At 38.3% G+C, this 14757-nt stretch carries 10 protein-coding genes, 1 other RNA gene and 1 pseudogene; 7 read left to right on the top strand and 5 right to left on the bottom strand.

The genetic code is table 11. The features are described 5' to 3' along the window. The first annotated feature begins 19 nt into the window (after window positions 1-19). The 4 genes and pseudogenes from EAL44_RS04105 (at window position 20) to EAL44_RS04090 (ending at window position 4229) form a co-directional block, all read left to right on the top strand. On the top strand, window positions 20-2080 hold the full coding sequence (locus tag EAL44_RS04105) for a heavy metal translocating P-type ATPase (RefSeq protein ID WP_121075008.1): 2061 nt from the start codon (window positions 20-22) through the stop codon (window positions 2078-2080). Between the two features lie 12 nt (window positions 2081-2092). Beyond that, window positions 2093-2290 (top strand): annotated as a pseudogene (locus EAL44_RS04100) (hypothetical protein); the annotation flags it as partial. 86 nt (window positions 2291-2376) lie between these two features. Continuing rightward, complete coding sequence (locus EAL44_RS04095; RefSeq protein WP_121075005.1) at window positions 2377-3153, top strand: CAAX protease; 777 nt, start codon at window positions 2377-2379, stop codon at window positions 3151-3153. Then, window positions 3141-4229 carry a restriction endonuclease subunit S gene (locus EAL44_RS04090; RefSeq protein WP_121075002.1) on the top strand — a complete coding sequence of 363 codons (1089 nt, stop codon included), beginning with the start codon at window positions 3141-3143 and terminating at the stop codon, window positions 4227-4229. Before EAL44_RS04095 ends, EAL44_RS04090 begins: the two co-directional genes overlap by 13 nt. A gap of 417 nt (window positions 4230-4646) precedes the next feature. Here EAL44_RS04090 and hofF read toward each other — a convergent pair whose 3' ends face one another. The 3 genes from hofF to secA all read right to left on the bottom strand — a co-directional run bounded on the left by hofF (window position 4647) and on the right by secA (window position 10248). After that, the gene (hofF, locus tag EAL44_RS04085) at window positions 4647-6146 is read right to left on the bottom strand and encodes an outer membrane beta-barrel protein HofF (RefSeq protein WP_121074999.1); all 1500 of its coding nucleotides are present in this window, start codon (window positions 6144-6146) and stop codon (window positions 4647-4649) included. Window positions 6147-6428: 282 nt separating this feature from the next. Further along, window positions 6429-7661, bottom strand: coding sequence for an ABC transporter permease (locus EAL44_RS04080; RefSeq protein ID WP_121074996.1), 1233 nt, complete (start codon window positions 7659-7661; stop codon window positions 6429-6431). Then, entirely contained in the window at window positions 7651-10248 is a 2598-nt protein-coding gene (gene secA / locus EAL44_RS04075) for a preprotein translocase subunit SecA (protein WP_121074993.1), read from the bottom strand. The genes EAL44_RS04080 and secA overlap by 11 nt, the downstream gene beginning before the upstream one ends. Window positions 10249-10395: 147 nt before the next feature. Between secA and lolA the strand changes: the two genes are divergently transcribed. From lolA to EAL44_RS04060, 3 genes are all read left to right on the top strand, one after another. Continuing rightward, window positions 10396-10950, top strand: coding sequence for a LolA-like outer membrane lipoprotein chaperone (gene lolA / locus EAL44_RS04070; RefSeq protein ID WP_121074990.1), 555 nt, complete (start codon window positions 10396-10398; stop codon window positions 10948-10950). 56 nt (window positions 10951-11006) lie between these two features. Then, window positions 11007-11392, top strand: a transfer-messenger RNA (tmRNA) gene (gene ssrA / locus EAL44_RS04065). A gap of 42 nt (window positions 11393-11434) precedes the next feature. After that, window positions 11435-11962, top strand: coding sequence for a hypothetical protein (locus tag EAL44_RS04060; RefSeq protein WP_024369286.1), 528 nt, complete (start codon window positions 11435-11437; stop codon window positions 11960-11962). Window positions 11963-11969: 7 nt separating this feature from the next. Here EAL44_RS04060 and EAL44_RS04055 read toward each other — a convergent pair whose 3' ends face one another. Both EAL44_RS04055 and EAL44_RS04050 read right to left on the bottom strand, forming a co-directional pair. Then, complete coding sequence (locus EAL44_RS04055) at window positions 11970-13337, bottom strand: outer membrane family protein (protein WP_121075199.1); 1368 nt, start codon at window positions 13335-13337, stop codon at window positions 11970-11972. 93 nt (window positions 13338-13430) lie between these two features. Further along, a complete protein-coding gene (locus tag EAL44_RS04050; RefSeq protein WP_121074987.1) occupies window positions 13431-14720 on the bottom strand; it encodes an IS701 family transposase in 1290 nt (429 codons plus the stop codon). Window positions 14721-14757 lie beyond the last annotated feature (37 nt).

Below are 14757 nucleotides of genomic sequence, written 5' to 3'. Positions count from 1 at the left end.
TTTAAATAAGGGAGAGAAAATGCAAGAATACCACATTCACAATTTGGATTGCCCTGATTGCGCGTCTAAATTAGAAAGGGATTTAAACAAACTGGACTATGTGAAAAAGGCTCAAATCAATTTCAGCACCAGTAAGTTGTTTTTGGACACGAGCGATTTTGAAAAGGTTAAGGATTTTATCAAGCAAAACGAACCGCATTTGAGCCTGTCTTTTAAAGAGACCGCAGAAAAGCCTTTGAGTTTTACCCCACTTATTAGCACGATCGCTATCTTTTTAGGCGCGATTTTAATCTTACACCTAAACCCTAGCCCTTTGATTGAAAAAGCGGTGTTTTTCGTGCTTGCTTTAGTGTATCTCATAAGCGGTAAAGATGTGATTTTAGGAGCGTTTCGTGGGCTTAGAAAAGGGCAATTTTTTGATGAAAACGCTTTGATGCTCATTGCGACTATTGCGGCTTTTTGCGTGGGGGCTTATGAAGAGAGTGTGTCTATTATGGTGTTTTATTCAGCGGGCGAATTTTTGCAAAAACTCGCTATCGCTCGCTCTAAAAAATCCCTTAAGGCTTTAGTGGATGTCGCTCCTAATTTGGCTTATTTGAAAAAGGGCGATGGGTTAGTGAGCGTTGCGCCTGAAGATTTAAGAATTAATGACATTGTGGTGGTGAAAGTCGGCGAAAAAGTGCCTGTGGATGGCGTGGTGATCAAGGGCGAAAGTTTGCTAGATGAAAGGGCGTTGAGTGGGGAGTCCATGCCTGTTAATGTCAGCGAACGCTCTAAAGTTTTAGGGGGGAGCTTGAATTTAAAAGCGGTCCTTGAAATTCAAGTAGAAAAACTTTATAAAGATTCTTCTATCGCTAAAGTGGTGGATTTAGTCCAACAAGCCACGAATGAAAAGAGCGAAACAGAGAAATTTATCACTAAATTTTCACGCTACTACACCCCAAGCGTTTTATTCATTGCTTTAATGATCGCTGTATTACCGCCCTTGTTTTCTATGGGGAGCTTTGATGAGTGGATTTATAGGGGGCTTGTGGCTTTAATGGTGAGCTGTCCTTGCGCGTTAGTGATTTCTGTGCCTTTGGGGTATTTTGGAGGCGTGGGAGCGGCGAGTAGAAAGGGGATTTTAATGAAAGGTGTGCATGTTTTAGAGGTGCTTACCCAAGCTAAAAGCATCGCTTTTGATAAAACCGGCACTTTGACTAAAGGCGTTTTTAAAGTGGTGGATATTGTGCCGCAAAACGGGCATTCTAAAGAAGAAGTTTTGCATTACGCTTCTTGTTCGCAGCTCTTATCCACGCACCCGATCGCTTTATCCATTCAAAAAGCATGCGAAGAAATGTTAAAGGACGATAAGCACCAGCATGACATTAAAAATTACGAAGAAGTGAGCGGAATGGGGGTTAAAGCGCAATGCCATACGGATCTAATCATCGCAGGGAATGACAAAATGCTCGATCAATTCAATATTGCGCACAGCCCTTCCAAAGAAAACGGCACGATCGTGCATGTGGCTTTTAACCAAACTTATATAGGCTACATCGTCATTAGCGATGAGATTAAAGATGACGCCATAGAGTGCTTAAGGGATTTAAAAGCGCAAGGGATAGAAAATTTTTGCATTTTGAGCGGGGACAGAAAAAGCGCGACTGAAAGCATCGCTCAAACTCTAGGCTGTGAATATTATGCGAGCTTGTTGCCTGAAGAAAAAACGAGCGTGTTTAAAACTTTTAAAGAACGCTATAAAGCCCCGGCGATTTTTGTAGGCGATGGCATCAATGACGCTCCGACTCTAGCGAGTGCTGATGTGGGGATTGGCATGGGGAAAGGCTCAGAATTGAGCAAGCAAAGCGCGGACATTGTGATCACCAATGACTCCTTAAGCTCTTTGGTTAAAGTTTTAGCGATCGCTAAAAAAACGAAAAGCATTATTTGGCAAAATATTTTGTTTGCTTTGGGGATTAAAGCCGTTTTTATCGTGCTAGGGCTTATGGGGGTAGCGAGCTTGTGGGAAGCGGTCTTTGGCGATGTGGGGGTTACGCTTTTAGCTTTGGCCAATTCCATGCGCGCGATGAGGGCTTAAAGCCTTGAATCCATCATCAAAGACAAATGGCTCAACAGCTTGAAAAACGCCCTAGAAAACAAGATCCAAAAACGCATCAATGCTTTGACTAGTGCCCTTAATGGAATCATTTCAAGCTATTCTAACAGCTTGTTAGAACTAGACAAAGAAGTCAAAGAGAGCGAATCAAAAGTTTTAGAGCATTTGAAAGATTTGGAGATTGTCGTTTGATATTAAAAAGTTTGGAGTGCCTTTTGACTAGCGTATCCTCGCTATGAGACCCCCAAACTGAAAACGATTATAGCGCAGGAAATTTAATGGAACTTGAAAATGAAGTTTTTAATCGTATTTTAAAACATCTAGCCCTAAAAAACCCTCTCGCTTTCAAAGATAAGGGTTTGGATCAATTAAAAAAATCTATCAGCGTGTTACACTACGACTACCTCATAGGCGCTAGTAAGGAATTGGGTATCGTGTTACAAAAATACCCTAATAAAGAAAATGAAATCAATAACCTTTTTGATTTTTTAATGCATTTTTACAACAAACGGATTAAAACGCACCACATGCTTTTTTTATGGATACATTTTTTTGAAACGGCTTTGCGCTCTAAAATGGCGGTTATTTTGGCTCAAAAACGCAGCAGCAAGGATATTGACGATTGGTTTTTGTCTGAAAAGCTTAGGCATAAGATTGAACGCTTAAAAAATACCCACCATTTAAAAAGTTTAGAAGGATACAATGGCTTTCAAATTTTAAATTTATTCACTCTTGGCACTTTAGAAACCATTATTAAAATGTATTGGAGCGATTTTAAACCCTTATTTGCAGACCGCAAAACACACAACGAACATGTCTTGCCAGCCTATGGCACTTGGGATCATTTTTTAAAGGCTTTCAGCCTGATACGAAAGGCTAGGAATGACTTATTCCACAACAACCCTTCTAAAATCAAAACAAGTTCGCTAGTTAAAAACATTGAGAATTTACTATTAAGGCTGGATTTTAACCCTAAAAACGCTTTTGATAACACCCTAAAATTAGAGCGCGTTATCTTTTTTAAAACCATTCAGGAGAACGCATGGACGCATTAATAACGCCCTCAAATTGGCAAAAAGTAAGGCTTGGGGATATATTATCTTACGAACAACCTACAAAATTTTTAGTTGCCACAACGCAATACTTACAAAAAGGCTTTACGCCTATTTTAACAGCAGGCAAAACTTTTATTTTAGGTTATACAAATGATAAACATGGAATTTATACGAATATACCTGTAATTATTTTTGATGATTTCACAACTGATAGCAAAATGGTAAATTTTCCTTTTAAGGTAAAATCATCAGCTATTAAAATTCTTAGCTTAAGAGATAATAATCAAGCAGATTTAAAATATATCTATGAAAAACTTACACTATTAAAACATCAAGTTACAGACCATAAACGCTATTGGATAGATGAATTTTCAAATATTGAAATCCTTTTACCCCCTCTAAACGAACAAATCGCTATCGCTAACATTTTAAGCGGTGTGGATCGTTATCTTTATTCTTTAGACGCTCTCATTCTCAAAAAAGAAAGCGTTAAAAAAGCTTTAAGCTTTGAACTATTGAGCCAAAGAAAACGCTTGAAAGGCTTCAATCAAACTTGGCAAAGAGTAAGGCTTGGGGATATTGCCAACTATTTAACATCAAATTTAAGCGTAGAACAAATCACGCAACAAGGAAAAATTAAAGTCTATGATGTGAATAATTTCATAGGCTATACAGATACAACTTTCATTAGTGATAAGCCTTATATTTCTATTGTTAAAGATGGAAGTGTAGGCAGAGTAAGGATTTTGCCGCCTAAAACCAATATTTTATCTACTATGGGAGCGTTAATTGCCAATCATAAGACAACAACAGAGTTTTTATTTTATTTGTTATCTAATTTTGATTTTAAAAATTTTACAAGCGGTAGCATAATACCGCATATCTATTTTAAAGATTATAAAGAAAAAACTATTTTTTTACCCCCTCTAAACGAACAAATCGCTATCGCTAACATTTTAAGCGGTTTGGATCATGAAATCATTAGCCTTAAAAACAAAAAACGCCAATTTGAAAACATCAAAAAAGCTTTAAACCACGATTTAATGAGCGCTAAAATCAGGGTTTTAAACAAATAAGTTTTACAACTAAAATAAAACCTAAAAAATACTAAAAGTATTTTTTACAATCAATAACAAAAGAGCTTGCACAGCAAGTGATAGCCTCTTGAAAAAGGCGGTCTTAGGGGGTTAGGGGGATCTTGGAGGTTGTAGGGGGAGAATTATTTCAAAATACCACCCTATCCCCTTATAAAATGAATTTGAAATATTTTTTAAAATGAGTTTTAAAATGACAAAACAAAGCAAAAAAGCCTATTTTAAAAAGTTTAGTATCACAGAGCCAAAAACACCCATAGCACAATAAAATAAAAAAGTTTAAAATTCCAACGCTTTTTAAAAACAAGCCCTAAAATAGGCACTAAAGCGGTTTTGAATGGCTACTTTATGGCTAGGCGTTTTAACAAACCCTTAAAGGGTTGTTATTTAAAAGGGGTTTTAAAGCTTCCACACTATTTCGGTAAAAATGTGGCTTCTGTCTTGATCGGTGGCAGGTTGGCTGTCTAATTTTGGCCCGTTCCACCCCATTTTATAGCCTTGATGCATCAACACATTATAATATTCAAATTTAATGTCGGCCGAGAAATTTTTAGTGAATTTATAGCCCAAGTTGAGCGATAGGACTTGTTCATTAGCTCTAGGCCCATAAGTCAAACGCCCTAATAAACCCCAAAGGAGTTTCCTATGCACGCCACCGCCAAAGGCAAACACGGTAAAAGCGTTCGCGTCCATCATGTAAGACAAAGAGTTAAGGGTGTTGGCATAAACGGTGTTCGTCCAAAAGTCAAAGCCCAAGCGGTTACCATGGTAGCCTATCATCCAGTTAGCGTTCCCAAAGGATTTGTAAATCCCAAAACCAAAATTGTATTCATTCCATTCAAATTTTTGTTTGATCATCAAGCTGTGTGCGTTTTTACCGGCTGGCATGCCAAACTGGTAGGTGTCCCAAAATCTTTTAGCGTAAAAGGGATTAAGCACGGTAACATCTGTTTGAGAGCGAAACCCTAATCCGGTAAAAGTGGGGTTACTATCATAAGTGATCGTGAAGTTGGGGTCGTATTCGTTAAAGGGTGAAAAATAGACAAAAGGCTGAATGCTGAAACCCTTGTAATTCCAAATGATATAAAAGGCATGCACCCCTGGGTTTATGGTTTGCCCGTTTTTAAGAGTGTAGGTTTTAGGCGAATAGAAATTATAAAGCCACTCGTTATAGGCAAAGCCACGACCAAACGAGCTAAACCACCAGAATTTGAAATTCCCTAAATTTAAGGTCATGTCCAAGCCTTGGTTGTAACCACTCATATAATCCGCTGGGGATTCGTACCTTCCGCCCCTAATTTGAAAAATATCTTTGTAGTTGTAGCGCAAGTAAGCGTTATAAATCACATAGTTTCTGGTGTGATCGGCGTAGGTTTTTGCGCAAGTGGAAGCCTCTAAAGCTTCTTGATTAGACAACTGCGTCATTTCAGCTTGAGTCATCTTATCGTATTGGCCTTGGGTCAAATTCCCTGTGGCTAACCCGCAACTAGCCCATGGTTTTTGCCCCACAAGACCACCCCAATAGCCCACATAGTTCCAAGCCATAGCCCCATAGGGTTTCCCTGTAACTTCGTTAATAAAATCCTTAGTGCTATCATAGATTACAGCACCCCCCCAACCCCCAAGACTCCCGTCTAAATGATGCCCATTAGCCGTAGCGCTTTTGGGTAAAAGCTCCGTAAAATCCACCTGCATGTAAGCCATAATCGTCATAAAGGTTTCGGTAGGGTAAAGCCCTTTATTAGTGTTGATAGGTTTGTTATTGAAACCGACTTTAGAGAAACTTTCAGCACCCGCTTTAATTTTAGCGATTTTACCCAAATCAAGAGCTTCACTTTGAGAAGAGAATAAAAAAAGAAGCGTTGCGATATTTTTAGCAGATGCAACTTTGTAGTTCATGTGTTTAACCTTTAGTATAAACCAAAAATTCTAAATAGAGTAAGCCAACACCGTTCAAAGAAAATTTTTTCTTACAGATCTCAAACATCTAATCAGTCTGTTCATCTTCCGTCCTTTTTTCTACGAAGTCCGACTTACAAAGTTAATTCTTAACTAAGTCGTGCGTTAATACTAGCATAATATTATGGTTTTTTTTAATTTTAAGAATAAAATTTGCCTTTGTTAGTCAAATATGGAAACTTAAAAGCCTTATTTAATCTCAATATTATTTATTTTTTTAATTTATTCATTCCTTAACACGCTTAAAGCGTCAATAGCAGAAGCTTTTTTAGACGGGTAATAAGAAGAAAGGGCTACGATAATCACAGAACCTATGAGAGTGAGCGTAAAATCCATTAAAGACAAATCTAAAGGCAAAGTGTTGATGCCATAGACATCTGCTGGGAGTGAAATGATAGGGAACACGCTTAAAAGATACATGCTTATAAACGCTAAAACCACCCCAAGAATCACACCGCCTAAACCAATGATATTACCCAAATAAAAAAAGGTTTTTTGGATTTCTTTTTGACTGCTCCCCATGCTAAAGAGTAGAGCGATTTCTTTACGCCTGTTCATCACTACCATTAAAAGCGAGCTGATGATATTCAAAGACGCCATTAAAATAATGAGCATGAGCACAATGAATAACGCTCTTTTTTCTAATGCCATAGCTGAGAAAAAATTCCCGTTTTGTTGCCACCACCCTTCAATGCCTATGCCATGGTGGTTGATTGTTTTTAAAGCGTTGCGGATATTTTCAATATCTTTCATGGGCGTTTTAGAATAGACATGCACCCCATCATAAAGCCCTAAGGGTAACCTCCTGATCGCGCTTATGGCTTGAAGGCTAGTATACATGTAGCTCATGTCGTAAGATTTTAGCCCTGAATCAAAATCGCCTTTGATAGTAAAACGCTTCATGATAGGGGAGAGCGTGAGACCGGTTGGCTCTAATTCAGTGAAAAACAAATCGGCTTTTTGATTGAGATCCAAATTCAAGCTGTATCTCAAGCTTTTCCCCACGATCAAATTAAAAGGGTTTTTAAAAAGATCGTTTGTATTGGTGTTTTTTAAAGCGTCGTTTAAAACTTCATTGATGCGCCTTTCTTTAGAAAAATCAACCCCAAACACCACGCCGCCATTCATGGAATGCGCGCTTTTGATTAGGCTTTGGGTTTGCAAATAGGGGCTAAAAAGCAAATTAGGGAACTTTTTTTCTAAAGCTTGAACCACTTCTTCGCTGATCCCATAAGGGCTTGTGGTATAGAGCGTTAAGGGGTAGTTCATCACAAAAAGCTTTTTTTCAAATTCCTTACTCATGCCGTTCATGATCGCCATAGCCACAATTAAAACCATCACGCCAACCGCCACGCCAAAAAAGGCTAACAAAGCGGTGATACTAATAAAAGGCTGGCTTTTATCAAAACGCAAATAACGCTTGATAAGGAAAAAGATTAAGGATCTATTTGGCAAATAAGCCCTTTTTAGGCCCGCTTTTAGCGCAACAATCTTTGTATTTTTTGCCGCTTTGACAAGGGCAAGGCTCGTTTCTTTTAGGGGTTTTAGAAAAAGCTTTCATGGCCACATTCAAATCTTCATCTAAAGTTTCTTCATGGCTGTAAGTTACGCTCTCATGCTCTCTTTCCTCGCTAAAGTTCTCTAAGTAACGATCCGCATCGCTAGAATCTTGCTCGTTTTCAAACTGGATCTTAGAAAAGGTTTTGATCGCTTCTATTTTAATGTCTTCAATGAGTTCTAAGAAAAGGTTGTAACTCTCTTTTTTGTATTCTACAAGAGGGTCTTTTTGGTTATAGCCTCTCAAATTGATACCGGTTTTGAGATTATCCATCGTGTAAAGGTGCTCTCGCCATGCGTTGTCTAAAATCTGCAAATACACGATGCGTTCAATCCGACTTCTTTGTTCGCTATCCAAAACTTTCATTTTGTTTTCATAATCGCTTTTTAATTTTTCAGCCACAAATTTTTCAATAGGGGAGGCTTTTTCTAAATCTTCTAATTCAACATGAGCGTTAAAATCTTCTTTTAAGATGTTTTTAAGCCCTAAAAGTTCCTCTTCAGACAGGTTTTGATGGTCAAAGGCTTTGAGTTTAGAAAAGATTTGATTGAGCGCGTATTCTCTGTTTTCAGCGATTTTAGCGCCAATATCGTAATTGGCATCTAACAATTCATCTCTAAATTTATACACGCTTTTTCGTTGCTCATTAGCCACATCATCGTATTCTAACAAATGCTTACGGCTTTCAAAATGCAAGTTCTCCACTTTTTTTTGCGCGTTTTCCACCGCTCTTGTTACAAGCTTGGATTCAATGTGTTCGCCGTCTTTAAGCCCTAATTTTTCCATCACCCCCTTAATCCTATCGCTCCCAAAAATGCGTAACAGATTATCTTCTAAACTCAAATAGAATTGGCTTATTCCCGGATCACCCTGGCGCCCGCTTCGCCCCCTTAATTGGTTGTCAATCCTGCGGCTCTCATGCCTTTCAGTGCCAATGATATACAGCCCCCCAAGCTCTTTGACTTCATCAGTGAGTTTAATATCAACGCCTCTGCCTGCCATGTTAGTTGCAATCGTAACCGCCCCTTTAAGCCCGGCGTCTTTGATGATTTCAGCTTCTTTGGTGTGTTGTTTGGCGTTTAAAACGGTGTGAGGGATGCGCTCTTTTTTGAGTAAAGCGTGCAAGGTTTCGCTCTTTTCAATGCTGGCTGTGCCAACTAAAACGGGCTGACCCTTATCGTGCAATTCTTTAATCTTAAGGATCACGGCGTCAAATTTTTCTTTTTCACTCTTATAGATCAAATCGTTCAAATCTTTTCGTTTGATCGCTAAATTAGTAGGGATAGACACCACTTCTAAATTATAGATTTCTAAAAATTCTGTGGCTTCGGTTTGAGCCGTGCCTGTCATGCCAGCGAGTTTAGAAAACATCCGGAAATAATTTTGGAAAGTAATATCCGCTAATGTTTGGCTCTCTTCTTTAATGCTCACGCCCTCTTTAGCCTCTAAAGCCTGATGCAGGCCCTCACTAAAGCGCCTCCCCTCAGACAAGCGGCCGGTAAATTCATCCACAATCACCACTTCATTATTGGCTACAATATAATCTTTATCAATAAAAAAGAGGTAATTCGCCTTTAAGGCTTGATCCAAATGGTGCGATAAGGCGGCGTTTTCAATCTTGTATAAATTGTCCACGCCAAAGAGATTTTCGGCTTTTTTAATTCCCTCTTCAGTGATCAAAATCGCGCGGTTTTTTTCATCGATCGTGAAATCCACTTCCACTTGCATGCTTTTAGCGACTTCATCAGCCTTGTTGTAATTTTCCATGCGCCTGTCCACAGGCCCTGAAATGATTAAAGGGGTTCTCGCTTCATCAATTAAAATGGAATCCACCTCATCAACAATAGCGAACGCATGCGATTTTTGCACTTTATGCTCTAAAGAATACTTCATGTTATCCCTTAGATAATCAAAGCCAAATTCATTATTAGTGCCATAAACAATGTCTTTAGAATAAATTTCTAAGCGCTCATCATCATCTCGCACGCTCGCAGTGATCGTGCCTACGCTATAACCTAAGAAATGATACAAAGGCTCCATTTCTTTAGAATCCCTATGCGCTAGGTAATCATTAACCGTTACCACATACACGCTCTCGCCTTTCATCGCGTTCAAAGCCACCGCTAAAGTAGCGACTAAAGTCTTACCCTCGCCGGTTTTCATTTCAGCGATTTTGCCATCATTTAAAACCATGCCCCCAATGAGTTGCACATCAAAATGGCGCATCTTTAAGATCCTTTTGCTCGCTTCTCTAGTGATAGCAAAACTTTCCGGTAAAACTTCTAAAAGGGTTTTTTCTTGCAAATCTTTTTCTGCGGATCGCACGCGATTTTTTAACTCTTCAAAAGCGTTTTGCAGCTCAACATCGCTCATTTTTTCATAAGCAGGCTCTAATGCATTGATAGCCAGGACTTGTTTTTTGTATTGTTTGATCCAGCGATCGTTTCTGGTGCCAATGATTTTTCCAATGATTGCTTTTATCATAGTAGTAATAACCTTATTAAGAGTGCTTCAATCTCATTTATTTTATTAAAGCGTCAGTTTTTAATCCCATTTTAGCATGGATAAAATAAAAGTCTTGTAAAATAAAGGGTTTTATTAAAGATGAGAGATTGTTTTAAGGTTTGATTAATGAAAGCTTTTTTAAAGATTGTAATGGTTTTGATTTTTATAAGCGTTGCTTACGCTAAAAATCCTCCAACGCTTTCTAAAGAAGAAGAGGTTTTGCAGCATTTGCAAAGTTTTAGTGCGCATTTCAAGCAGGTTTTAAAAAATGAAAAGCCTTTAGTTTATTATGGGGTTTTAAAGGCTAAAGCCCCTAATTGGGCTTTATGGGTTTATGAAAAGCCTTTAAAAAAAGAAATTTACATGAACGATAAAGAAGTGGTGGTTTATGAGCCTAATTTGTTTCAAGCGACCATTACGCCCTTGAAAGACAAGACGGATTTTTTCACCATCCTCAAGCAATTGAAAAAGCAGACTGACGGCTCTTTTCAAACGACTATCAACAAAACCACTTATCGTTTGATCTTCAAAGACGGCAAGCCTTTTTCGTTGGAATTTAAAGATGACATGAATAATCTCGTAACAATCACTTTTTCTCAAGCAGAAATCAACCCCACCATTGCTGATGGAATCTTTGTTTTTAAGCCTAAAGATGAAAATATTGACATCGTACGCCAATGATTTTTAGCTGCTCATTAATAAAAGTTAGTTACAATAGCCAAGCTTTTGAAAATCATGGGGCTGACTTGGATTTCGACAGATTTCTTGTCGCACAGATAGCATGCCAAGCGCTGCTTGTAAAACAGCAACAAAAATAACTGTAAACAACGCAGATTACGCTCCAGCTTACGCTAAAGCTGCGTGAGTTAATCTCCTTTTGGAGCTGGACTGATTAGAATTTCTAGCGTTTTAATCGCTCCATAACCTTAAGCTAGACGCTTTTAAAAGGTGGTTCGCCTTTTAAACTAAGAAACAAGAACTCTTGAAACTACCTCAAGGTTTTAGAAAGTTGGACCAGAGCTAGTTTTAAGGCTAAAAAATTAACCAATTTTCTAAGCATTGTAGAAGTTTGTGTTTAGGACAAGATTTTTGGACTGGGGTTCGATTCCCCACAGCTCCACCATATTAAAAAGTATCATTTTTATAGCGTATTTAAGGAAGGTAAATGCAGAAGTTTTTCTCTCGTTTTAGAAGGTGGGCGTTGCCCTTTTATTTTGTGAGCGCTTTAGCAGCGATTGATATTGATGAAGTGACAGAAGCTCAAGCTAACAGCGTGAAATTAAGCGATCAGTTAGTGAGCCTGAGCGATAAGCTTTTAGAAAAAGCGGTGGATAGGGGGCGCAATACCGATCACTTAAAAGATCTTAGCGATTTGCATGAAAAAATCAAACATTTGCGCTTGATCTTAGAGCCTAAGCCTAAGGACAAAGAAAATAATCCTAACTTAAAAGATCATCAAGGCTCTGAAACGATTGAAATCGGCGAAGCGGTTAAAAAGGCTTTAGGCGAGCCGGTATTCCCCCAAGACGCGCTAGACGCCGCTTTGCAAATTGACAAACAGCTGGATTCCTTCAAGCAAGACAATTTGATTGATGTTAAGCCCTTAAAAGATGTTTTAGCCCAACTAGAAGCCGAATTGAGAAAAGCCATTGATTTCCAAAAACAATGGCTCAATTCCACCAAGCCTAATTGAATGGGGTTTAAAAAAAGAATTTCAAACTCACCATGAGATTGCTCCTGTCTTGTGTGTTCGCCTTAAAGGCTTTATTAAAAGGGCTAGTGAGATCATTAACCTTATAGCCAGTGTGCATGCTCACCGCATAGTATTGTAAATTCACATCAACGCTAAAAAAAGAATTCCATTTATAGCCCAAGTTCAAGTTAATGGATCTTTCGCTCGCTCTAGTGGCGTAAGTGTATCTGCCTAAAATACCCCATAAAAATTTTTTATACACGCCCCCACCAAAGACATATCCGCTAACAGAGTCCGCGGTAATAGCGTTACTAAAAACCAAACCATAAATGCTGTTGCTTCTTATATCAAAAGGGATCGGGTTACCATACCAGCCAATCCTTGCGTTAGCGTTGCCAAAATTTTGGTAATAACCAAAGCCAAAGTTAAATTCGTTGCAGTCAAAGCGTTGGTGGATTAAAAGCGATGCGCCCCATTCGCCAATCTTAGAGTTACGCCAATACACATCGTATAAATCTTTAGCATAAATGGGGAAAATCACATTGATAAGGGTTTGAGATCGTAACCCTAAACCTATAAATTTTGGGTTGCTATCAATATGGATTTTAATCCCGGGCGCTTCGTAAGTTTTAGGTGAAAAATAAACAAAGGGCGTGGCTTTAACATGCTTGCTAGAAAAATAGAGTTGCGCGGCATGGATGCCATCATTAACATCTTTTCTGCCATCTTCAGTAATAATAGGAGAATACCAATCCCTAATCCATTGCCCCGCAGCTAAAGCCCTCCCAAAAGAGCTGAACCATTTTAACGACACCTTAGGTTTGATTTTATATTCTAATTCAAAACCCTCTGTATAACCGCTCATAAAATCCATGTTAGAGAGGTAGCGCCCTAATTTGATGTGGAATTTATCGCCGTAAGAATAAAACAGATAGGAATTATACAAAACATAATTACGAGTGTGAGCGTCAGATTCTATGCGGGAGTCTTTCCAAGGAGCATCGCCTAAATACCCCCACCAACGCCCTATGAAGAAAAAAAGTTCTGAGCCATAGACTTGATGCGTCGCTTGATCGATGAGCGTTTTGGTAGAATCGTAAGCGAGCGCTCCTAAAATCCCGCCAACGCCTATTTTTAAGCTGTGTTTTTCAATGTTTTTAGGGAGCAGATTGGAATCCACTTGAAGCTTGATTGTGGCGGTTACAAAAGTGGCTGTAGGGAAAATCCCTTCTTTGGAATTGAGTTTGGAATGGTTAAACCCCACTTTAGAAAAAGATTCCGCTACCCCGCTAAACTTATAATCAAAAGCCAATAAAGGGTTTTGATTGTAAAGAATAGAAACAAACAATAGAGATAATTTTTGAAATTTTAACACAGAATGAACTTTTATGTAATTTTTGCTCGTATCATACTCCAATTTTATTAAAAACCCATTAAAAATAAAAGTATTCAAATAATTATCTAAATATTATTCTTTTTTTGTTTCGCTTTCGTTTTTTATCGGCTCAAAAGAATACCCTAAAGCCTGATAAATTTGGTTGTGGTAACGGACTTGATTGTCTTCCAAACTCTCTTGAAAAGATTTTTTAAAATGCGGATCTAGCGTGTTTAAAAACATCTCTAGCCCTATCGCGCTGGAATAATTCACCCAATCATGCCTTAAATCGCTCTCTAATAAGGAAGCGTATTCTATCAGCGTTTCATCGCTGTTTTGCAAGGCATTGACAATGAATAAATTTTTCCTGTCTTTAGGCTGGGTGAGTAAGAGTAGAGAGGGGTTGAAATTGATTTGTGTGGAAAGGATTTTAAAGGGCTTGTATTCTAAAAGCCCTATTTGAGAAAGAATAAGGCCGCTTTTAGTGGTAGGGGTGTTTAAAATCAAAATAGAATTTTTAAAAAACGCATCGTTTTTTCTAAAATTTTTAGAAAAACTCGTGGCTTGCTTGTAAGAAATATTTTCTTGGTGTTTGACTTCAATGTTTAAAGACTCCGTGATTTGCCTCAAGCGTTCGCCTATTAAGCCATCATCATCGTATTCAATCACGGGTGAATTAGGGTTAATGAAAGCCGTGAGCATGCCTAATTGCTCTTTATAGTCAATCCCCCCAAAATACAAGCGCTCGCTTAAAGAAGGCTCGGTATGATTTTCTAGTTGCGTTTTATTCACCGTAGGCACATAAGTAGGGGTGCTGATGGTGGTGTTTTGGAGCAAATTTTCCACGCCCTCTTTAGTCAATAAGGCTATCACAAAAGGGAATTTTTCTTTTTCAATTTCTTTATAGGTTTGTTCTAATTTTTCAGGGCTTTCTTCATCGCTGTCAAAGACTTGGATATTGAAATCGTTGTTTCTGGTGTTCAAATACGCTAAAAGGGTGTTCATCACCGAAATCGCATAACGCCCCACGACTTTTTTAGGCAGTAAAATCGCTAATTCAATCTTAGGCTCATAGCTTTCTTTGGTTGGGGTTTGAGAAGCGATGGATACGGGGTTGAGTTTGTTTAAGATATCCTTGTAATAAGTTTTAAGGCTCTCATCTTGGTTATTGTCATCGTATTGGGATACAAAAGAAAAGATTTGATTTTGCAGCATCAAGTCTTTCAAACATTCCAAAGAACAAGGCTCTGTCTTAATGATTTGCTGGTGTGCTGGAGGCAGTGGGGAAAACAGATAGCTTTTAGCGTTCAAGCTTATCGCGCAAAAAGTGGAAACAATCAGCGCAAGGCGTTTGAAAAATCTTTTTCTTAAGGCGTATGGCATTTTTTAATATCTTTAAACTGAATTTCCTAAAATTTTA

This window comes from Helicobacter pylori (genome assembly GCF_003637685.1).
GTDB lineage: Bacteria > Campylobacterota > Campylobacteria > Campylobacterales > Helicobacteraceae > Helicobacter > Helicobacter pylori_CJ.
This window is presented reverse-complemented; position numbering and strand designations above follow the sequence as displayed.

What these genes read in the sequence shown, in the direction of transcription:
- EAL44_RS04105 (WP_121075008.1), top strand. Translation starts at nt 20, where the DNA reads ATGCAAGAATACCACATTCACAATTTGGATTGCCCTGATTGCGCGTCT.
- EAL44_RS04095 (WP_121075005.1), top strand. Translation starts at nt 2,377, where the DNA reads ATGGAACTTGAAAATGAAGTTTTTAATCGTATTTTAAAACATCTAGCC.
- EAL44_RS04090 (WP_121075002.1), top strand. Translation starts at nt 3,141, where the DNA reads ATGGACGCATTAATAACGCCCTCAAATTGGCAAAAAGTAAGGCTTGGG.
- hofF (WP_121074999.1), bottom strand. Translation starts at nt 6,146, where the DNA reads ATGAACTACAAAGTTGCATCTGCTAAAAATATCGCAACGCTTCTTTTT.
- secA (WP_121074993.1), bottom strand. Translation starts at nt 10,248, where the DNA reads ATGATAAAAGCAATCATTGGAAAAATCATTGGCACCAGAAACGATCGC.
- lolA (WP_121074990.1), top strand. Translation starts at nt 10,396, where the DNA reads ATGAAAGCTTTTTTAAAGATTGTAATGGTTTTGATTTTTATAAGCGTT.
- EAL44_RS04060 (WP_024369286.1), top strand. Translation starts at nt 11,435, where the DNA reads ATGCAGAAGTTTTTCTCTCGTTTTAGAAGGTGGGCGTTGCCCTTTTAT.
- EAL44_RS04050 (WP_121074987.1), bottom strand. Translation starts at nt 14,720, where the DNA reads ATGCCATACGCCTTAAGAAAAAGATTTTTCAAACGCCTTGCGCTGATT.